Here is a 19,034-nt window from a genome sequence, read left to right as displayed (position 1 = left end):
CTTGCACGTGCGAGAGATGGCTTATGTGCCGGTCGAGCCGAAGCCGCCGCTCCCCCGCTCCGTCTCGTCCAGGTCGGCCACGGGCACGGGGCTCACCTGGACCACGGGGACCACCGCCAGCTGGGCGATGCGGTCGGCGGGGGAAATGGTGTAGGGGGTGCGGGAGAGGTTGGTGAGCCCCACCTTGATCTCCCCCCGGTAGTCGCTGTCGATGACCCCCACCCCGTTGGAGAGGGCGATGCCGTGCTTGACACCCAGGCCGGAGCGGGCAAAGACCAGGGCCACATAGGCCGCCGAGGGGAGGGCGATGGCGATGCCGGTGGGGATGCTCACCAGCTCGCCGGGGGCGATGGTGACGGGCTCGTCCAGGCAGGCGTGCAGGTCCATGGCGGCGGCGCCGGCGCTGGCGTAGAAGGGATAGGGGATCTCCCCGCCGATCTTGGGGGAGACAGCCTTGATGGGTAAATCCATAGATACCTCCAGGGAAAAGGGGTTACTCCACGTCGCGATAGTAGAGCCCCCGGGTAATATCGTCCAGGGCGGGGCGCTCCTGGCCCAGGTACTGCCGGGCCACGTGGAGGCACTCCTGGGCGCTCTCGGTGGTGAAGCTCAGGCGGGCGGCCCAGGCGCCCACCCGGCGGTAATCATTGGCCTTGTCGGCCAGGTAGAGCCGCTTGGCGTTGAAGATCTCGCTGCGGCAGCCGGGGGCCCGGAGCACCGGGAAGCGCTCCCCCTTCCGGTCCACCAGAAGGCGGTTTTGGCCCTCACAGGACCGCTTGCAGCCGCCGTCCCGGTTCTTGAGGATGCAGTTTTCGGTGATCATCAGGGGCAGCCGGCCGTAGACCACCACCTCCAGGTCAATGAGCTTGGAGAGGTCCCGGATCTGGGCCAGCTTGAGCTCAAAGGAGGCGGTGCAGGAGGCGAAGCCCATGCGCTTGAGCTCCTTGATGGCCTGGGAGTTAAAGACGGAGAGGCCAAAGTCTCCCCGGAGGGTGAAGCCGTGGTCACGGGCGGGGGCGATGAGGTCCAGGGTGCCCACCAGGGCGTCGGTGACCCCCAGGCTCCGGGCGGCCTCCAGCTGCTTGTCCAGCTCCTCCCGCTCCCGGTCCCAGCAGATTCGGGGCAGGGTCACTCCCACCCGGACCCCGGCGGCCAGGGCGGTTTCGGCGGCCTCGGGATGGGCGGCAAGCTCCTCCGCCGACAGGTAGAGGAGAGCGGGCTTCAGGTCACACAGCGCCGGGGTGAGCTGCCCGGCGGAGCGGAGGGACAGGGTGAGGACGGGGGGCTCCTTGCGGTTCTCGTACCGGACACCGGTGTGGAAGGGTCCCACGTTGGGGGCGGCGGGGGCGGCACCCCGCTGGCGGGTGAGCTCCTCCAGCACCTGGCGGCGCAGGGCGTTGAGGGCGGCCACCGGCACGGAGAGGTCGGGCTCTACCAGGGCCCGGACCTTGGCGCAGCGGTAGGGGGTGCCGCCGGTGCGGGCGAGCTGCTTTTCCACCGCCTCGGGGGTGAGGGGTTTGGTGCGGGCGGCCTCGGGGACGGGGCCGGAGGCGGTGACCACCCGGCCGTCCACGTCCTGGACCCCCACCTGGATGGGTTCGCCGGGACGGACCATGGCGTAGAGGATCACGTCCACCCGCTGGAGCTCGCCGCTCTGATACTGGCTCCGGGCCTGGGCGAAGAGCTCCCGGGGCTCCGGGGTCTCCTCCCGGACGCCGAACATGGCGGGGCCTTTTTTATCCTGATAGTAGCCGTCGGTAAAGCCCTGGCGGGAGAAGGCGGCCTCCAGGTCCCGAAGCTCCTGGTCGGTGGGCTCCCGGTCCTCCTTGATCGCCCGGGCGTAGACCCCGGTGACCACCGAGACGTACTCCGGCCGCTTCATGCGGCCTTCAATTTTCAGGCACTTGACCCCCAGCTTCTTGAGGTCCTGGATGTAGCCGGCCAGGGACATGTCCTTGAGGGAGAGGGGATTGCCGTCGGCCTTCTTGCCCCAGCCGTATTTGAGGCGGCAGGGCTGGGCGCACAGGCCCCGGTTGCCCGACCGGCCGCCGATGACGGAGGAGAAGTAGCATTGGCCGGAGTAGCACATGCACAGGGCCCCGTGGACGAAGGTCTCGATCTCGATGGGGGAGTTGAGACAGATGTGCTCGATGGCGTCCCGGGAGAGCTCCCGGGAGAGGACCACCCGGGACATGCCCAGCTCGGCGCAGCGGCGCACGCCGTCCAGGGAGTGGACGGTGAGCTGGGTGGAGCCGTGGACGGCCAGACCGGGGGCGGCCTGGCGGAGCATCCGTAGGATGCCCAGGTCCTGGATGAGGACGGCGTCCACCCCCACCTCGGCGGCCTGGGCGGCCACCTGGGCGGCGGCGGGGAGTTCCCGGTCGGTGACCAGGGTGTTGAGGGTCAGATAGACCTTGGCGCCCCGGACGTGGCAGTAAGAAACCGCCGAGGCCAGCTCCTCCAGGGAGAAGTTTTTGGCGTTGCGGCGGGCGTTGAAGTCCCCGTAGCCCAGGTAGACGGCGTCGGCGCCGGCCTGGATGGCGGCGGTGACAGCCTCAGGAGACCCGGCGGGGGCGAGCAGTTCCAGCATGGCAAAAGTCCTCCAGGGAGAAGAATGGTGGGTGCGTCACCGCCGCAGCCGGCGCAAGCCGGCCCGGCGCAGTGCGCCGCACAAGCGTTTTGGGCGCAGCCCAAAACCTTGCCGCAGGGGCAATTCACTTGCCCCGAGGATGTGAAGTGAAAGGGGGAGCCCCGCGGGAGCGGTCAGCTCCCGTGGGGGGCGGTGACGGCCTCCGGCGACCCGGCGGGGGCGAGCAGTTCCAGCATGGCAGAAGTCCTCCAAGGGGGAAAGATGGTGTGGGGGAAAAGAGGCTGGGGTAGATCGCGGCATCACCTTGATGTGGGGCGCGACGACCCGGCGCGCCAAACCACATTTCGGTCCATTACCGTTCTGCAACGTAGAAGGACGGAGGATACGGCTCAAAACCCGTTTCGCTTCCCTGCTGGAAAAAGAACGGTTTTTGGAATCCAAAGAAAAAGGGGCTCCCAAGCGGGTTGAGTGGTCCCAAATAGGAATCCGGCGGCCCGGCTTTACGCCCCCGTTGAGGTCCAGCCCCGTCTACGGTAGACTACCTCGGTGGAACAGGGAAAACCAGTGGTCCGATCCCCACTTTTTTCGCCGCCTGCGCAGGTGGGAGTCGGGACGTGGCGCCGCTGCCTGGTATTACCGTTGCTGCGGCGTGGGTGGCACTCATTGCTGCGCCAGTGGGTGCTGCGGCGCGGGGGTGGCGTTGGCCGCCCGCGGTCCCGCTTATTTCTTGTTCTGGAGCTTGAAGATCTCCCGCTTGGCCTCGGAGAGCTCCATTTTCAGCTTGGTGGCCTCCTCCAGATATTCCTTGAGCTGGCGGCGCAGGTTCTCGGAGGCCTCGACCTCCTTGTAATATTCGTCGGCGATGTTGAGGGCGCCCAGGATGGCGCCGTCTACCAGGGAGACCTTGGACTCGTCCAAAACCTCCTGGACCTTGGCGTCCACGTGGGACGCCACTTTTTCCATATAGGCCGCGTCCTCGGCGGCCACCAGAGTATAGCTCTGACCGGCGATATTGACTGTGATCTTGTTTTTCACGACGGGCCCTCCCTATCTGTTTTTTCAGGCGTGTTCCGGTGGGGAAAGTCCCATAGACCGGAGCAGAGATGCTTGGAGAATATTATACCATAACTCCCCCCGCCGGGACAAGGGGCGGTGGGGCTTTCCGACCTGGGCCACAGGAGGGAAAGTGGCAGAAATTTGTCTTTTCTTCCGACGGATTTTGAGATAAAATAGTTCCTACGTAAACAAGGAAAGGAGGAGATGGATATGGCCGCAGGGGTGCTGCTTCCGGGGGGCGTACTCTCCATGACGTCTTCGGCGGCGGAGCGGCTGGTCCGGTCCGGCAGCGGGGACGCCGCCCTGCTGTATCTCCAGCTCCTCCGCCAGGGTGGACAGTTCGACGCCGAGGGGGTGCGGAAGGCCCTGGGCTGGTCGGCGGACCGGATTTCCACCACCTACACCCAGCTGGCCGACCTGGGCCTGGCCCGGAAGGATGCCGACCTCTCCCCCGCCCCGGCCCCGCCGGAGCCGGACAGCCCGCCGGACTACACCTCCGCCGACATCGCCCGGGAGATGGAGGGCCCCGGCGCCTTCCCCCACCTGGTCCGGGAGCTGGAGCGGCGGCTGGGAAAGGTCCTCTCGGCCTCCGACCTGAAGATGCTCTACACCATGTTCGACTACCTGGCCCTGCCGGCGGAGGTCATCCTGCTGCTCACCACCTGGTGCATCGAGGAGACCGAGCGGAAGTACGGTCCCGGCCGAAAACCCCGGATGTCCCAGCTGCGCAAAGAGGCCTTCCTGTGGCGGCGGCTGGGGGTGGACACCCCCGAGGCCGCCGACGCCCATGTCCGGGCCCTCTCCGCTCTCCGGAGCCGGGAGGCCCGGCTGCTGCCCCTGCTGGGCATCTCCGGCCGGGTGCCGGTGGAGGGGGAGCGCAAGTACATCAACGCCTGGATCGAGATGGGCTTCGACGACGAGGCCATCGCCCTGGCCTTTGAAAAGACCGTCCTCAAGAAGGGGTCTCTCAACTGGCCGTACATGAACTCCATCCTGCGCAGCTGGCACCAGAAGGGCCTCCACACCCGGCAGCAGGTGGAGGCCGGGGATTCGGCCTGGCCCAAGGACCGGCCGGCCAAGGCTCCGGCGGCCCAGGGTCCCGGCGCCCAGCCCACCGGCAAGGCGGTGGAGCGGCTCAAGGAGGACATGGACTGGATGGACCGCTTCCTGGAGCAGACCGGGGGAAAGGAGTAAGCCATGTCATACAGCCCCAACGTACTGCGCCGGGCCCAGGCCCGGCTTTCCCAGCGGCGGGAGGAGCGGCAGGCCCGGCAGGAGTCCCTGCGGCGGCAGGTGTACGCCCAGCTGCCCCGGGTGGCCGAGATCGACCGGCTGCTGCGCCGCACCATGGCCCAGGTCATCGCCGCCGCCCTCCGGGAGGGGGGCGACCCCACCGCCGAGGTGGCGGACATCCGTCAGAAGAACCAGGCCCTCCAGCGGGAGCGCTCCGAGCTGCTCACCGGCCACGGCTTCCCCGCCGACGCCCTGGACGACAAACCCCTGTGCGCCAAGTGCGGGGACTCGGGCTGGGTGGGCTCCGACATGTGCGACTGCCTGAAGGTGCTGTGCACCCAGGAGCAGATCAAGGAGCTCTCCCAGCTCCTGGACCTGGGGGAGCAGTCCTTCGATACCTTCGATCTGGGCTTTTACTCCCCGGAGGTGTGGCCGGCCTGGGGCCGGTCGCCCCGGGAGAACATGGAGAAAGTGTTGAAGATCTGCCGGGATTATGCCCAGAATTTCGGCCGTTACTACTTCAACAACCTCTTTCTCAGCGGCAGCACCGGCCTGGGCAAGACCTTCCTCTCGGCCTGCATCGCCCGGACGGTATCGGAGAACGGCTTTTCGGTGGTCTACGACACGGCAGGCGAGGTCTTTGCCCGGTTCGAGACCCAGAAGTTCTCCCGGGACGAGGAGGACGCCCGGGAGGCCCGGGATGACACCCGGCGGTATTTGAAGTGCGACCTGCTGATCCTGGACGACCTGGGCAGCGAGATGACCACCCCCTTTGTACAGTCGGCCCTCTACCAGTTGGTGAACAGCCGGCTGACGGCGGAGAAGCGGACGGTCATCAGCTCCAACCTGACCATGGACGACGTGCGGGGGCGGTACAGCCCCCAGATCGCCTCCCGGCTGGAGGGCGAGTACCGGGTCCTCCCCTTCTTCGGCGAGGACATCCGCCTCCAGCGGAAGGGACGCATGTGAAAGACGAAGGGAGGGGCCGCGGCATCTGCCGCGGCCCCTCCCTTTTTGCCGCGGGGCATAAAAAAGCCGCCCCTGAGCGTTGGCTCAGGGGCGGCTTTGCGTTTTTAGTTGAGGTAGGCGGCGGGGTTGACGGCGGTGCCGTTTATGCGGATCTCGAAGTGGCAGTGGCTGCCGGTGGAGCGGCCGGTGGAGCCGGCCTTGGCGATGACCTGGCCCTGGTAGACCTTGTCGCCGGCGGAGACCAGCAGGCTGGAGTTGTGGCCGTAGTAGGTCTGCTCGCCGTTGCCGTGGTCGATGATGACCAGGTAGCCGTAGCTGCCCTTGTAGCCGGCGAAGGTGACGGTGCCGCCGTCGGAGGCCTTCACGCTGGTGCCGTAGGGGACGGCGATGTCCAGGCCGGAGTGGTAGCTGTAGGAGCCGAAGATATACCGGTAGCCGAACCGGGAGGTGATGGAGCCGTACACCGGCCAGATATAGTTGCCGGTGGGGTACCAGGTGGGACGCTCCTTGGTGCCCACGGCGACGACCTTCTCGGTGGCCTCACGGACGGTGGTGGAGGAGGTGATGTTCCGCTCCCGCTCCACGCCGTTGACGTAGGTCACGTCGGCGGTGATGAGGGCCTCTCCGGGGACGCCCTCGTCCAGGACCTTGGAGTCGCCCTGGTACATGCTGTTGTCCTCCACCTCGCGGACGGGGCACTCAATGGCCTCGGTGTAGGTGAGGGAATCCACCGTCTCCACGCCCAGGAAGGGGATCTCCTCCTTGATGTTGAGGATCTGACCGATATAGAGCTTGTTGATGTCCACGTCGGGGTTGAGGGCCTCCATCTCGGCCATGGTCATGTCGTTGTCGAAGGCCAGGGCCATGAAGGTGTCGCCCTTCTGGACCTCATAGGTGGTCTGGCCGTTGGTGTTGGCGGTGAGGGCGGCCATCATGTCGGTCACGTCCTGCTCCACGTCGGAGGGGACGTACTCCCGGGTGATGTGGACGTTCTTGGTGTAGTTCACAGAAATGGTGTTATCGTTGACATAGGGGGCGGCCAGGTCCTCCAGCAGCTGGTCCAGGGCGGCCCGGTCGTCGGCGGCGCCCACCACCTGGCCGTCCACGGTGAGGACGTAGCTCTTCATGACCTCGCCGATCTGATCGAAGAGGTAGGTCTCCAGGTCGGCGGCGGGGGTGAGCTCATCCTGCTTCACCAGGGCGGAGGCGTAGGTCACGGTGTGGTCCAGGGTGTAATCATAGCCCAGGATGTTGCTGGCCCGCTCTTCCACCCGGGCCTCGGCCTGCTCGAAGACGGCCCTGTTCCGGACCACGCCCACGTCGGTACCGTCCACGGTGACCACATAGGCGGGGGTGTATATGGTGCCCACCACGGCCGCCACGCCGATGACGGCACTGATGGCCAGGAAGGGCAGAGGCGCCATCTTGGGCTTGCCGGCGATGGCCGACCAGGCCCGGTGGTAGATCCGGGTACCCTGCCGGTGGAGCACCTGGCTCCTGGCGCCGGCGGCGTCCATGAATTTGAAAAACCGCTCCTTCAGGCGCTCGGCCCTCTCTTCCCCGGCGGGGACGGAGCCTTTGCGCTGCCGACGGCGCGGCAGTTCTCGCTGTGGTGAATGCAGGATTTCATCCATGCAGGTGATGCCTCCCTTGCACGATCTACAGAAATTCCGACTGGAATAGTCGGACAAAAATGACAAACCGATCATAAATAATTACAAAAGGTTACAAAGGAATGATACACGCTTTCCCCCCCACCGTCAAGTCCTTTTTGGTCGAAGCAGGTCGGGCGGTACAGCACTTTTTAAACAAGAAAAAGTGAATATATCATTGGTTTACAATGTTATTTCGCATGTTTTTGTCGATATGGGACCTGAAATGGGGGGCTTGTTCCCCCGGCGCCGAGGGAAAATTTCGTGATTTTGCCGTAACAATTCTGTAACATAGCGAGAAAGATCGCCCACTTTAACTTCCAAAAAATAACTAAAAAAGGCACTCTCACCCTCCGGCTTCCACCGGTGGGCGGGAGTGCGCAGAATGTCAGGAGACGTTGTTTGACTGAAAATGGTGGAGGTGCCGGCTTTGTCAGCCCACGGCGGGGGTCATGAGGCGCTGAAGGATGACGGCCAGCTGGGCCCGGGTGGCGGCGCCGGCGGGCTCCAGGTTGCCCTCGTCGGTGCCGGTGATGAGCCCGGCGCCTACGGCGTGGGCCATGCCCTCCTTGGCCCAGGTGTGGACGCTGTCCACATCGTTATAGATGTCCAGGACGCCGTTGGCCAGCTCCTGACCGGCGTACTGGCTGTACCGGTAGAGAAAGACGGACAGCTGTTCCCGGGTGACGATGTAGCCGCCGCCGAAGGTGCCGTCACCCAGGCCGCTGGCGATGCCCACCTGCTGGGCCCAGGCCACGGCGTCAGCGTAGTAGTACCACTCCTCCACGTCGGGGAAGGTGCTGGGGGCGCTGGGGGCGGGGCTGCCGGAAAGCCGCCAGAGGACAGCCATCACCATGCCCCGGGTCACCTGCTCGTCGGGGGAGAAGGTGGCGGCGGTGGTGCCGTTCATGATGCCGGCGGCAGCGACCTCGTTCACCGCCTGGGCGTACCAGGCGTCGGAGGCCACATCGGTAAAAGCGGCGGCGGAGGCGGGCAGGGCGGTGCCGACGGCCAGGCCCAGGGCCAGAAGCCACGCGCAGATCGGTCGTTTCATCCTTGGAGTCACCTGCTTTTCTCTGTCCCGCCGGTGAGAGGGGCGGGCATAGTATTTGAGCAGGATACATTTTATCCTACTTTTGTTTCTAAACTGTGAACAAGTTCAAAAAAAAGAAAAAGGACCCCGGTCAGATGGCCAGGGCCCAGTTGAGGAGGAGGAGCAGACCGAAGCCCGGGGCGCCCAGCAGGGCCATGACCAGGGCATTGGCCAGGTTGACCCCCAAGGAGCAGCCCAGGAGGGCGCCCAGGGGGCTGAAGGCGGCCAGGGCGCCCAGAGAGACCAGGGTGCGCAGGCACAGGCCGCCCAGGCGGCGGATGGGCTCCCGGAGGAGGAGCAGGGCGCCCACCGCCGTGAGGCCCACCAGCAGCCAGGGCAGGGTGTCACCCAGCATGGCCATCCTTGGTCACCTGCCCTTCCAGGCCCTTGACCCGGCGCAGCAGGTAGGCATACCGGGCCTGGAGGGAATTGATCTCAAAGACGTAGGACTCGATGAGGTCGGGGTCGTCGGTGCCGTTGAAGCCGGCATAGGCCTGGTTGATGAGGACGCGGGTGCGGTCCAGGCCATCCTTCAGGGCGCGGAGTTCCCCCTCCCGTACGCTCTCCCCTTTGCGGCGGAAGAAAAAGACTTTTTTGCGCTGGGCCTCCACCATGGCAGCGCCTCCTTTCCGGTTGGTCCTGTTCTCACTGAACTCTATGCCTATTCTGGACAAATATGACAGGCTTTATACCAGAAAATGGGGTGCATCTCCGCCGGGGTACGGGACATACTAGACTCGGACAGGCCGAAAGGCAGTCCGCTGGACCTGGACAAAGACCTCTCCTTTTAAGCCGGTGCCGGGTGACGTCACCCTCTGGCGAAAGGCGAAAGGACGGGGCGTTTCCTCCGACGAAGGGGGAGACGGACAGCGGAATTGGACCCTGTGGTCCCTGTCCCGCAAATCCGGGCCGGTCCGGGTCGGGGCAATGTCCCCGGCCAGACGGACCGGGCACGGTAAAAAGGCCCTCCGCCGGGTAATCCGGCGGAGGGCCTTCAGCATACATTTCTATATTTATGGTAGAGCGGACCTCAATAGGCGGGGGCGGAGGTGGGGATGCCGTGGAACTCCTCCCGGGGCAGGAGCCCCTTGAAATCCCGGTCCAGCCAGGGGTCCAGGGCGGCGCCGGTCTCCACGGCCCGGAAAAGGCGGGTAATCTGATTGGCGGCCTCGGGGACGGTGTCGGCCAGGCGGCGGCTGAGGAAATCGTTGCTCTTGGCGTACCGGCTGTGGGAGTCGGCGGTGAGGAAGACCCCACGGAGGGCCCGCAGGGCGGGCAGAGAGCCCACCAGCCGGTTCACCGGGCGGCTGAGCTTATGGCCGGAGAGCCGGGCGAAGAGGGCCGTGTCCCGGCACATGGAGCGGTAGCCCTCCTCCACCTGCTCCGGGGAGGACCTCACATAGGCCCGGGCGGCGGCGGCAAAGACGGCGGCCTCCGGGGGCTCAGGCAGGTAGGACTTGCCCAGGGAGACCAGCCCCGCCCGGTCCATGAGGAGGCGGTCGAACTCGGCCTCCATGGCCAGGTGGGTCACGGGGCCGGCGGCGGCCTGCTGGTCCACCCACTTGTGGCAGGCGTTGTCCAGGGCCAGGTGGCACAGGAAGCCGGCGGCATAGCCCGAGGCCATGGGGAGGCCCTCCTCCAGAGCGCCCCGGAGCCGCTCAAAGGCGGGCATGGCGGATTTGGCGTGCATGGTCATGCCCTCCCGGCGGACGGCGTTGGGTCGGCCCACCCGGTAGAAAAAGAGAGGGTCCGGGCCCAGACAGCCCAGATCGAAGGCGGGCCGCTCCCGCTCCAGGCGCGCGCGCAGCTCCCGGGGCAGGCGGTCCAGACACTGGGCGCCGAAGGTCAGATGGGCAAAGTAGTTGGGCATGACCGCTCTCTCCTTTTTTATGAAACGGATATCAAGTGGTATTTTACCACCATTTCCGTCTCGGGAAAAGTGGGAAATTTGCCAAAGAAAAAAGTGCCCGGCGAAGTTTCGCCGGGCGCTGGGGCTGAAATTCTTTCGAACACCTGCTTGTGCGTGCGAGAGGCGGTCAGCCGCCCAGGTAGGCCTTTTTCACGGCCTCGTCGGCCAGCAGCTCCTTGCCGGGGCCGGTGAGGGTAATGCGGCCGGTCTCCAGCACGTAGCCGCGGTCGGCCACGGAGAGGGCCATCTGGGCGTTCTGCTCCACCAGGAGGATGGTAGTGCCCGCCTTGTGGAGGCGCTGGATGATCTCAAAGATCTGCTCCACCAGGATGGGGGCCAGGCCCATGGAGGGCTCGTCCAGCATGAGGAGCTTGGGGTTGGACATGAGGGCGCGGCCCATGGCCAGCATCTGCTGCTCGCCGCCGGAGAGGGTGCCGGCCACCTGCCGCCGCCGCTCCTTGAGCCGGGGGAACTGCTCGTACACCCGCTCCATGTTGGGGGCGATGGTGGAATTGGCCTGGGTAAAGGCCCCCATCTCCAGGTTTTCCTCCACAGTCATCTGCTGAAAGACCCGGCGCCCCTCGGGCACCTGGGCCAGGCCGTGGGCCACCAGCTTGGAGGCGGGCACGTTCTGGATGGCCTTGCCCAGAAACTCGATGGACCCGGTGCGGGAGCGCAGCAGGCCGGAGATGGTCTGGAGGGTGGTGGATTTGCCGGCGCCGTTGGCGCCGATGAGGGTGACGATCTCCCCCTCGTCCACGTAGAAGGAGATGTCCTTGACGGCGTGGATGGCGCCGTAATAGACGTTGATGTTGTCCACTTGGAGCATGCTCATAGCGTCACTCCCCCTTTCCCGAACCCAGGTAGGCCTTGATGACCTCGGGGTCGTTCTGGATCTCGTCGGGCGTGCCCTTGGCGATGATCTGGCCGAAGTTGAGCACGGCGATGCCCTCGCAGATGCCCATGACCAGGCTCATGTCGTGCTCGATGAGGAGGACGGCGATCTGGAAGGTGTCCCGGATCTTGACGATGTTCTCCATGAGCTCGGCGGTCTCGGAGGGGTTCATGCCGGCGGCGGGCTCGTCCAGCAGCAGCAGGCTGGGGTTGGTGGCCAGGGCCCGGACGATCTCCAGCCGGCGCTGGGCGCCGTAGGGCAGGCTGCCCGCCTTGGCGTTGGCCAGGTCCTGCATGTCGAAGATGGAGAGGAGCTCCAGAGCCCGCTCATGGGCGATCTTCTCCTCCTTCCAGTAGTTGGGGAGACGCAAAAGACCGCTGAAAAGACCGTAGCCGATGTGGTTGTGCAGGCCGATCTTCACGTTGTCCTCCACGCTCAGGTTGGAGAAGAGGCGGATGTTCTGGAAGGTACGGGCGATGCCCATTTTGTTGACCTGGACGGTGGTCTTGCCGGCGGTATCGTGTCCGTCCAGCAGAATGGTGCCCCGGGTGGGCTGGTAGACCTTGGTGAGCAGGTTAAAGACGGTGGTCTTGCCGGCGCCGTTGGGGCCGATGAGACCGGCGATCTCGGTGCGGCCGATGGCCATGTTGAAGTCGTTGACGGCGGTGAGGCCGCCGAAGTCGATGCCCAGGTGGCGGGCCTCCAGGATGGGGGACTTGTCCACGTCGCGCTCGGGGATCTTGTTGGTGCTGGGCACCGGCACCAGCTTGGTGGGCTCTTTCTGGAACTTACTCATGGCCTTCGCCTCCTTTCGCCTTGGCATCGGCCTTGGCCATGGCCCGCTCCCGGAGCCACTCCTGGAACCGGCCCTTCAGATCCCGGAAGAAGGGGCTGTTGGTGGCCAGCATGACCAGGATGAGGACGATGGCGTAGATGAGCATGCGGTAGTCATAGAAGTCGCGGAGGAGCTCCGGCAGCACGTAGAGGAGGGCGGCGGCGATGATGGAGCCCCGGATGTTGCCCAGGCCGCCCAGCACCACGAAGACCAGAATGAGGATGGAGGTGTTGAAGTCAAACTTCTTGGCGGCCAGAGAGGAGTAGTTCATGGCGTAGAGGGCGCCGGCGGCGCCGGCCAGCACGGCGGAGGTGACGAAGGCGGTGAGCTTGAACTTGGTGGCGCCGATGCCCACGCTCTCGGCGGCGATGCGGTTGTCCCGCAGGGCCATGATGGCCCGGCCGGAGCGGCTGTTCACCAGGTTGAGGACCACGGTGAGGGCGATGAGCACCAGGATAAAGCCGGCGGTGAAGGTGGAGAGCTTGGTATTGGTCGTGACGCCCATGGGCCCCTTGAGGATGGCCTTGCCGCCCTCGGCCAGATTGAGGGCCATCTCATTCTGGGTGGAGAAGTGGAGGCCGTTTTCATCCACACCGATGTAGAGGATGTTGATGATGTTCTTGATGATCTCGCCGAAGGCCAGGGTGACGATGGCCAGGTAGTCGCCCCGGAGCCGGAGGACGGGGACGCCCACGATGGTGCCGGCGATACCGGCCAGAATGGCGCCGATGACCATGGCCACCAGCAGCCGGACGGGGCCGGAGGGGATGGCGGACTGGAGGGAGAGGTTGGCCACCACGCCGGAGAAGGCGCCCACGCTCATGAAGCCGGCGTGACCCAGGCTGAGCTCGCCGGAGATACCCACCACCAGGTTGAGAGAGATGGCCATGGTGACGTAGGCGCAGATGGGCACCAGCTGGCCCTGGAGGGAGGGGGAGAGCATGCCGCCGGCGTTGAGGATCTGGAGGATCACAAAGGCGGCGATGACCATGGCGTATGTAATGATGTTGTTGAAGAGCCGCTTGCGGCCGGGAGCGATCGTTTTCATAGGGACCACCTCACACTTTCTCCCGCACGACCTTGCCGAGAAGGCCGGTGGGCTTGACCAGCAGCACCACGATGAGCACGGCAAAGACCACTGCGTCGGAGATGTTGGTGTTGAAGGCCTTGGCGAAGATCTCGATGATGCCCAGCAGGATGCCGCCCAGCATGGCCCCGGGGATGGAGCCGATGCCGCCAAAGACGGCGGCGGTGAAGGCCTTGATGCCGGGGAGGGAGCCGGTGGTGGGCATGAGGGAGGGATAGGTGGAGCACAGCAGCACGCCGGCGATGGCGGCCAGGGCGGAGCCGATGGCGAAGGTCATGGAGATGGTACGGTCCACGTCGATGCCCATGAGCTGGGCGGCGGCCTTATCCTCGGAGCAGGCCCGCATGGCCTTGCCCATCTTGGTGCGGCCGGTGAACCAGGTGAGGGCCAGCATGATGACCACGCAGGCCAGCACGGTGACGATGGCTACGTGGGTGATGGTGAGCTGGCCGCCGAAGAGCTTCACGGAGCCGTTGCCCACCACGGAGGTGAACACCTTGGGGTCGGACTTCCACAGGAGCAGGGCGGAGTTCTGGAGGAAGTAGCTCACACCGATGGCGGTGATGAGGACGGCCAGGGAGGGCGCCTGGCGCAGGGGCTTGTAGGCCAGGCGCTCGATAACCATGCCCAGCACGGTGCACACCACCATGGCCAGCAGCACGCCCACCAGGGGGGGCAGGCCGAACTGACCGGTGGCGAAGAAACAGACGTAGGCGCCCACCATGATAACGTCGCCGTGGGCGAAGTTGAGCATCTTGGCGATGCCGTAGACCATGGTGTAGCCCAGGGCGATGATGGCGTAGACGCTGCCCAGGCTGATGCCGTTGATGAGGTTATTGAGGATGCTCATATCGGGTCACCTCTTTCTTTCTCTCTCGGGGAATGGCTGTATGGCAGGCACATCCGCGGCCGGCGTGGGCTGCGGATGTGCCCGCCATACAGGCGGGTAGGGCCGTGAGGCCCGAAACGGGGAAAAAGGGCTGCCGGCGCAGGCCGACAGCCCTTTCTTCAGGGCCGTTGGAAAGGTCCTTACTGGGTGACGTAGACGCCGCCCTCGACCTTGACCACGACGGGGGCCTTGGAGACCTCGCCGCTGGTGGACCAGGTCATACCGGTACCGGTCAGGCCGTCCACGCTGAAGTCGGCGGAGGTGAACTGGGCGATCAGGGCCTCGCAGATATCCTGGGCGCTCATGTCGGCGGTGATGCCGGCGGCCTGGCAGGCCTCATAGATGGCGTACATGCAGTCGTAGCCGTCAGCGGCGAACTGGTTGGGGATGCCGCCGTAGGCCTCCTGGTACTCGGTGACGAAGTTGACGGTGCGCTCATCCTCGCCCCAGGCGTTGAAGGGGGTCATGAGCATCAGACCCTCGGCCAGGGAGGTGTCGAAGCCCTCCAGGTCCAGGATGCCGTCCATGCCGTCGCAGCCGAAGAAGGTGGGCTCATAGCCCATGGTCTTGGCCTGATTCAGGATCAGAGAGGTGGGGGTGTAGTAGATGGGCAGGAACACCAGGTCGGCGCCGGCGCTCTGGGCGTCGCCCAGCTGCACGGTGAAGTCGGTGTTGGTGTCGTCGGGGAAGGTGGTCACGGAGACGATCTCCAGGCCGATCTCGTCAGCGGTGGCCTGGAAGGCGTTGTAGATGCCGGTGGAGTAGGCGTCGCCGTTGTTGTAGATGACGGCCACCTTGGTACCCAGGTTGTTGTCCTTGATGTAGTTGGCGGCAGTGATGCCCTGGTTGGGGTCGGTGAAGCAGACCTGGAACACGTTGTCCTTACCGGCGGTGACGTCGGTGGAGGAGGCGGAGGGGGTCAGCTGGAAGTAGCGGGCGGCGTTGGTCTCGGCAGCCACGGCCACGCAGGGGGTGGTGGTGGTGCAGCCGTAGATGATCTGAGCGCCGTCGCCGATGAGGGCGTTGTAGGCGTTGACGGCCTTCTCGGCGTCACCCTCGTCGTCCTGGAAGTCCAGCTCGAACTGGAGGCCGCCCAGGGCGTTGATCTCGTTCACGGCCACCTCAGCGCCCTGCTTGGTGGCAAGGCCGTACACGGCGGCGGAGCCGGTCAGGGGGCCGATGCCGCCGATCTTGATGACGCCGGAAGCAGCGGTGGAGCCGGTCTCAGCGGGAGTGGTCTCGGCGGAGCCGGTCTCGGTGGGAGCGGGAGTGCTGCTGGTACCGCCGCCGCAGCCAGCCAGCAGGCTGAGGCCCAGCGCGCCAGCCAGAGCAAGAGACAAAGCGCGATTCATTTTCATTGTAAAAACCTCCTTTAGGTTGTTGACAATTATAAGCCTGCGCCCCGTAAATTGTCAACCGTCGTTTTGACCAACCGGATGGGGGAAATGTGTCCGAATCATGAACAAAAGACACAATGTCCGCCTTTAGAGGAATCCCCCGTCCACCCCGATGACCTGTCCGGTGAGGAAAGACGCCTCCGGGGAGGCCAGAAAGAGGAGGGCGTTGGCCACGTCCCGGGGGGTGCCCAGCCGGCCCAGGGGGGTCTCCCCCGCCAGCTCATCCAGGGCCTCGGGGCCCAGATGGGCGTTCATTTCGGTGTCGATGACCCCCGGGGCCACACAGTTTACGGTGATGCCGGAGGGGCCAAGCTCCTTGGCCAGGGCCTGGGTGAGACCGATGACGCCGGCCTTGGCGGCGGAATAGGCCGCCTCGCAGGAGGCCCCCGACCGGCCCCACATGGAGGAGACGGTGAGGATACGCCCGGTCTTTCGGGAGACCATGTGGCGGTAGACCGCCCGGCAGCAGTAAAAGACGCCGTCCAGGTCGGCCCCCATCAGTGTCCGCCACTCCCGGTCGCTCATGTCGCACAGCAGACCGGTCCAGGCCCGGCCGGCATTACATATCAGAATGTCAAGTTGACAAAAATTATCCAACACATTGTCAACCATTGCCCGGACCTGCTCCGGGTCGGAGACGTCGGCCCGGACGGCCATGGCGGTGTGCCCGGCGGCGGTGAGCTGGGCGGTGAGGGCCAGGGCCTCGGCCTCGGAGGTGTGGTAGTGGACGGCCACGGCGTAGCCGGCGGCTGCAAAGGCCCGGGCGGCGGCGGCGCCAATGCCCCGGCTGGCGCCGGTGATGAGGACGGTCTTTTGTTCCATATAGGGCTCCTCCCTTCCGGGCCCGGGCGGCGGCCCGGGTCACCGTCTGATGTCGTAGTTCATGTTCATGAGGTTGAGAATGGCGTTGGCGTCGTCGGTGATGTTGGCGTCGCCGTGGATGGTGTGCTTGATGGCGCTGCTGGCCACGGCGAAGTTCACCATGTCCATGGGCCGGAAGTCGTGCATCATGGCGTAGATGAGGCCGCTGGCGAAGGCGTCGCCCCCGCCCACCCGGTCCAGGATGTTGAAGGTGAAGAGCTTGCTCTCAAAAGTATGGCCCTCGTACCACAGGAAGGCCTTCAGGCTGTTCTCGCTGCCGGAGTAGGCGTAGCGCACGTGGCGGGCGATGCACTTGAGGTTGGGGTAGCGGCGGATGAAGGCCTGGAAGATCTCGTCCTGCTCCTCATAGCTGGGCTGGAGGGGGACCCCGTCCTTCCACTCTCCCCTGCTGTGGTCGGCCTCATCCCTCCAGAGGTGGTAGGGCTCAATGCCCAGGAGGACGTCCACATAGGGCAGGCACTGGGTGCAGAAGTCCCGGGCCTCCTCCCAGCTCCAGAGGGTGGAGCGGAAGTTGCCGTCGAAGCTGACGGTGAGCCCCAGCTCCCTGGCCACCTTGAGGCAGTCCATGGTGAGCTGGCGGCAGTTGGGGGCCAGAGCGGGAGTGATGCCGCTGAGGTGGAGCCAATCGAAGCCCTCCAGCAGGGCGCGGAGGTCCACCTGGGAGAAGTCGTACTCGGTGATGGCGCTGTGCTTGCGGTCGTAGGTGACCTTGCTGGGGCGGATGCCGTAGCCCGTCTCCAGGTAGTAGGTGCCCAGACGGTGGGTGGGGGTCTCCTCCGGGGTAGAGAGGATGATGGGGGTGCAGTGGACGTCGTTGCTGCGGAGCATGCGGATGGCGCTCTTGCCCAGGCTGTTGTTGGGCACCACGCTGAAGAAGGTGGCGTCCACACCCAGGTTGGCCAGGGCCAGGGCGATGTTGGCCTCGCTGCCGCCGTAGCTGGCCTCGAAGCTGGTGGCCATGCGGATCTTCTCGTAGTCCGGCGGGGTGAGCCGGAGCATAATCTCACCGATGGTGATGAATTTCTGGGGACTGATGTTGTCTTTGAGCAGGGGATTGAAATGTTCCATGGGAGCCTCCTTGGGTCACGGCGGTCAGCCGCCGCTGGTATGGTACATTGTACCGGTTGAGCGGCAAAAATGCAACGGCCATCCGGTCTCTGACGGACACGGGGTGGGATGGCGGAGAAAAAGCGCGGCCCCCGCGCCGGGTCGGCCGGGGCGCGCTTTGGGCTGCGGTGGTCAGTGCTGGGCCATCTGGCAAAAGCGCATGAGGATGGTGGCCACCTGAGCCCGGGTGGCGGAGCCGCCGGGGACCAGGGTGTGGGCGCTGACGCCGGTGATGAGCCCCCGGTCCACCGCCCAGCCCATGGGTGCGGCGGCGTAGGCCGAGACCAGTCCGGCGTCGGTATAGCCGCTCAGGTCGGCCTGACCGGCGGTGCTCTGTCCGGCAAAGCCGGCGTAGCGGTACAGGATGGCGGCCATCTGCTCCCGGGTGATGGGGTCACTGGGGCCGAAGCGGCCGTCGCCGTAGCCGGTGACGATGCCGTTGGCGCTGGCCCAGGCCACGCCATTGGCATACCAGTCGCCGGACGCCACGTCGGTGAAGGCGGCGGCGCCGGAGACGGCGGGGCTGCCCGCCAGGCGGTACAGGATGGTGACCAGCATGGCCCGGTTGGTGGTGAGGTTGGGGGAGAACTGGTTCTGGGCGGTGCCGCTCATGAGACCCTGCCGGTAAACGTAGGCTACCGCCTGGGCGTACCAGTCGCCGGATGCCACATCGGTAAAGGGCAAAGGCTCCTCCTTCTCCCCTTCTGTCTGGCCCTTCGGGGTGAAGACGGCGGAGACGGTGACCTTGGCGGCGGGCATGGTAAAGGTGTAGGTCCCATCCTTCTGCTTGGTGAGGGAGAGGGACTTGCCGGCGGCGGTGACGGCGGTCACCTTCTGGAGTACGTAGCCCTCATTGGGTACGGCGGTGAGGGTGACGGTCCTGCCGCTGGCGGACTGGGAGCGGCTGACGGTGAGGGTGCCTCCCGTGGGCCGGTCCACCTGGATGGACCATAGATCCTCAACGGAGCCGCCGCTGGTCTGACCACCGGAGCTGCCGGAGCCGCTGCCGGGGCTACTGCCGCCGGAACTGCCGCTGTCGGAAGGGCCGACGCCCAGCTCCCCGCTGTTGCTCCCCAGCAGCTTGCTGTCGGAAAAGCCGGTCACGGCAAAGGAGGTGCCGGGGGTGGAGAGGGTGCCCAGAGTGAGGCTGCCGCTGTCGGTGAGGGTCCCGGTGCGGAGGGTGACGTAGACCGTCACCCGGTCCCCCTCCTGCTGGTGGGTGGCGTGGACGCCGGGCAGGGCGGCCAGGGAGCCGTCCAGGGCAAAGTCATAGCTGGGGCTGGACTGGGAGAGGGTGAAGGTGACCTGGAGGCTCTGGCAGTCCTCGGGCACACCGGTGAAGCCCACCGCCTGGCTGGTGGCCTCCTGGTTGGAGGTCACCAGGGCCAGTCCGCCGGAGGGGGGGGGGGGGCCCCCCGGGGGGGGGGGGGGGGGCGGCGC

At 65.7% G+C, this 19,034-nt stretch carries 18 protein-coding genes; 2 read left to right on the top strand and 16 right to left on the bottom strand.

Annotated features, from left to right (window positions below; genetic code table 11):
- Positions 1–21 precede the first annotated feature (21 nt).
- The 3 genes from dut to ACTNBK_RS07770 form a co-directional block, all read right to left on the bottom strand.
- The gene (gene dut / locus ACTNBK_RS07780; protein ID WP_441145078.1) at positions 22–471 is read right to left on the bottom strand and encodes a dUTP diphosphatase; all 450 of its coding nucleotides are present in this window, start codon (positions 469–471) and stop codon (positions 22–24) included.
- 22 nt (positions 472–493) lie between these two features.
- Positions 494–2,590 carry a DUF3656 domain-containing U32 family peptidase gene (locus ACTNBK_RS07775; RefSeq protein WP_441145076.1) on the bottom strand — a complete coding sequence of 699 codons (2,097 nt, stop codon included), beginning with the start codon at positions 2,588–2,590 and terminating at the stop codon, positions 494–496.
- A 720-nt stretch (positions 2,591–3,310) separates the two neighbouring features.
- Positions 3,311–3,625: a cell division protein ZapA gene (locus tag ACTNBK_RS07770; RefSeq protein ID WP_441145074.1), complete on the bottom strand. Its 315-nt coding sequence runs from the start codon at positions 3,623–3,625 to the stop codon at positions 3,311–3,313.
- A gap of 231 nt (positions 3,626–3,856) precedes the next feature.
- Between ACTNBK_RS07770 and ACTNBK_RS07765 the strand changes: the two genes are divergently transcribed.
- Both ACTNBK_RS07765 and ACTNBK_RS07760 read left to right on the top strand, forming a co-directional pair.
- Positions 3,857–4,840, top strand: coding sequence for a DnaD domain protein (locus tag ACTNBK_RS07765; protein ID WP_441145072.1), 984 nt, complete (start codon positions 3,857–3,859; stop codon positions 4,838–4,840).
- Positions 4,841–4,843: 3 nt separating this feature from the next.
- A complete protein-coding gene (locus ACTNBK_RS07760) occupies positions 4,844–5,848 on the top strand; it encodes an ATP-binding protein (RefSeq protein WP_441145070.1) in 1,005 nt (334 codons plus the stop codon).
- Positions 5,849–5,952: 104 nt separating this feature from the next.
- On the opposite strand, the gene ACTNBK_RS07755 is transcribed toward ACTNBK_RS07760, so the two are convergent.
- From ACTNBK_RS07755 to ACTNBK_RS07695, 13 genes are all read right to left on the bottom strand, one after another.
- Complete coding sequence (locus ACTNBK_RS07755) at positions 5,953–7,482, bottom strand: peptidoglycan DD-metalloendopeptidase family protein (RefSeq protein ID WP_441145069.1); 1,530 nt, start codon at positions 7,480–7,482, stop codon at positions 5,953–5,955.
- A gap of 451 nt (positions 7,483–7,933) precedes the next feature.
- Complete coding sequence (locus ACTNBK_RS07750) at positions 7,934–8,554, bottom strand: S-layer homology domain-containing protein (protein ID WP_441145068.1); 621 nt, start codon at positions 8,552–8,554, stop codon at positions 7,934–7,936.
- A gap of 130 nt (positions 8,555–8,684) precedes the next feature.
- A complete protein-coding gene (locus tag ACTNBK_RS07745) occupies positions 8,685–8,954 on the bottom strand; it encodes a pro-sigmaK processing inhibitor BofA family protein (protein ID WP_441145066.1) in 270 nt (89 codons plus the stop codon).
- Complete coding sequence (locus tag ACTNBK_RS07740; protein ID WP_441145064.1) at positions 8,938–9,207, bottom strand: DUF2508 family protein; 270 nt, start codon at positions 9,205–9,207, stop codon at positions 8,938–8,940. The genes ACTNBK_RS07745 and ACTNBK_RS07740 overlap by 17 nt, the downstream gene beginning before the upstream one ends.
- Positions 9,208–9,623: 416 nt before the next feature.
- Positions 9,624–10,463, bottom strand: coding sequence for a zinc dependent phospholipase C family protein (locus tag ACTNBK_RS07735; protein WP_441145063.1), 840 nt, complete (start codon positions 10,461–10,463; stop codon positions 9,624–9,626).
- Positions 10,464–10,629: 166 nt separating this feature from the next.
- Positions 10,630–11,331, bottom strand: a complete 702-nt coding sequence (locus tag ACTNBK_RS07730; protein WP_294510672.1) for an ABC transporter ATP-binding protein — start codon at positions 11,329–11,331, stop codon at positions 10,630–10,632.
- Between the two features lie 10 nt (positions 11,332–11,341).
- On the bottom strand, positions 11,342–12,193 hold the full coding sequence (locus ACTNBK_RS07725; protein ID WP_130848738.1) for an ABC transporter ATP-binding protein: 852 nt from the start codon (positions 12,191–12,193) through the stop codon (positions 11,342–11,344).
- Entirely contained in the window at positions 12,186–13,280 is a 1,095-nt protein-coding gene (locus tag ACTNBK_RS07720; RefSeq protein WP_441145061.1) for a branched-chain amino acid ABC transporter permease, read from the bottom strand. Before ACTNBK_RS07720 ends, ACTNBK_RS07725 begins: the two co-directional genes overlap by 8 nt.
- A 10-nt stretch (positions 13,281–13,290) precedes the next feature.
- On the bottom strand, positions 13,291–14,169 hold the full coding sequence (locus ACTNBK_RS07715; RefSeq protein ID WP_441145059.1) for a branched-chain amino acid ABC transporter permease: 879 nt from the start codon (positions 14,167–14,169) through the stop codon (positions 13,291–13,293).
- Positions 14,170–14,348: 179 nt separating this feature from the next.
- Positions 14,349–15,560, bottom strand: a complete 1,212-nt coding sequence (locus tag ACTNBK_RS07710) for an ABC transporter substrate-binding protein (RefSeq protein WP_441145135.1) — start codon at positions 15,558–15,560, stop codon at positions 14,349–14,351.
- A gap of 132 nt (positions 15,561–15,692) precedes the next feature.
- Positions 15,693–16,427 (bottom strand): elongation factor P 5-aminopentanone reductase, encoded by a 735-nt coding sequence (gene ymfI, locus ACTNBK_RS07705; protein WP_441145057.1) that lies wholly within the window; start codon positions 16,425–16,427, stop codon positions 15,693–15,695.
- A 39-nt stretch (positions 16,428–16,466) separates the two neighbouring features.
- Positions 16,467–17,555: a sugar kinase gene (locus tag ACTNBK_RS07700; RefSeq protein ID WP_441145055.1), complete on the bottom strand. Its 1,089-nt coding sequence runs from the start codon at positions 17,553–17,555 to the stop codon at positions 16,467–16,469.
- A gap of 171 nt (positions 17,556–17,726) precedes the next feature.
- The coding region (locus ACTNBK_RS07695; protein WP_441145053.1) for an S-layer homology domain-containing protein at positions 17,727–19,034 on the bottom strand (1,308 nt) is incomplete at its 5' end.

The organism is Intestinimonas sp. HCP28S3_D6, assembly GCF_052065695.1.
Lineage (GTDB): Bacteria > Bacillota > Clostridia > Oscillospirales > Oscillospiraceae > Intestinimonas.
Note: the sequence above shows the minus strand (reverse complement) of the source record. Positions and strands in the feature narration are given on the sequence as shown.

Bases quoted from the DNA above. Each gene is read 5' to 3' on its own strand.
- ACTNBK_RS07745 (WP_441145066.1), bottom strand. From the start codon at position 8,954: ATGGCCATGCTGGGTGACACCCTGCCCTGGCTGCTGGTGGGCCTCACG.
- ACTNBK_RS07775 (WP_441145076.1), bottom strand. From the start codon at position 2,590: ATGCTGGAACTGCTCGCCCCCGCCGGGTCTCCTGAGGCTGTCACCGCC.
- ACTNBK_RS07700 (WP_441145055.1), bottom strand. From the start codon at position 17,555: ATGGAACATTTCAATCCCCTGCTCAAAGACAACATCAGTCCCCAGAAA.
- ymfI (WP_441145057.1), bottom strand. From the start codon at position 16,427: ATGGAACAAAAGACCGTCCTCATCACCGGCGCCAGCCGGGGCATTGGC.
- ACTNBK_RS07735 (WP_441145063.1), bottom strand. From the start codon at position 10,463: ATGCCCAACTACTTTGCCCATCTGACCTTCGGCGCCCAGTGTCTGGAC.
- ACTNBK_RS07750 (WP_441145068.1), bottom strand. From the start codon at position 8,554: ATGAAACGACCGATCTGCGCGTGGCTTCTGGCCCTGGGCCTGGCCGTC.
- ACTNBK_RS07760 (WP_441145070.1), top strand. From the start codon at position 4,844: ATGTCATACAGCCCCAACGTACTGCGCCGGGCCCAGGCCCGGCTTTCC.
- ACTNBK_RS07720 (WP_441145061.1), bottom strand. From the start codon at position 13,280: ATGAAAACGATCGCTCCCGGCCGCAAGCGGCTCTTCAACAACATCATT.
- dut (WP_441145078.1), bottom strand. From the start codon at position 471: ATGGATTTACCCATCAAGGCTGTCTCCCCCAAGATCGGCGGGGAGATC.
- ACTNBK_RS07765 (WP_441145072.1), top strand. From the start codon at position 3,857: ATGGCCGCAGGGGTGCTGCTTCCGGGGGGCGTACTCTCCATGACGTCT.
- ACTNBK_RS07730 (WP_294510672.1), bottom strand. From the start codon at position 11,331: ATGCTCCAAGTGGACAACATCAACGTCTATTACGGCGCCATCCACGCC.
- ACTNBK_RS07715 (WP_441145059.1), bottom strand. From the start codon at position 14,169: ATGAGCATCCTCAATAACCTCATCAACGGCATCAGCCTGGGCAGCGTC.
- ACTNBK_RS07710 (WP_441145135.1), bottom strand. From the start codon at position 15,560: ATGAATCGCGCTTTGTCTCTTGCTCTGGCTGGCGCGCTGGGCCTCAGC.
- ACTNBK_RS07740 (WP_441145064.1), bottom strand. From the start codon at position 9,207: ATGGTGGAGGCCCAGCGCAAAAAAGTCTTTTTCTTCCGCCGCAAAGGG.
- ACTNBK_RS07755 (WP_441145069.1), bottom strand. From the start codon at position 7,482: ATGGATGAAATCCTGCATTCACCACAGCGAGAACTGCCGCGCCGTCGG.
- ACTNBK_RS07725 (WP_130848738.1), bottom strand. From the start codon at position 12,193: ATGAGTAAGTTCCAGAAAGAGCCCACCAAGCTGGTGCCGGTGCCCAGC.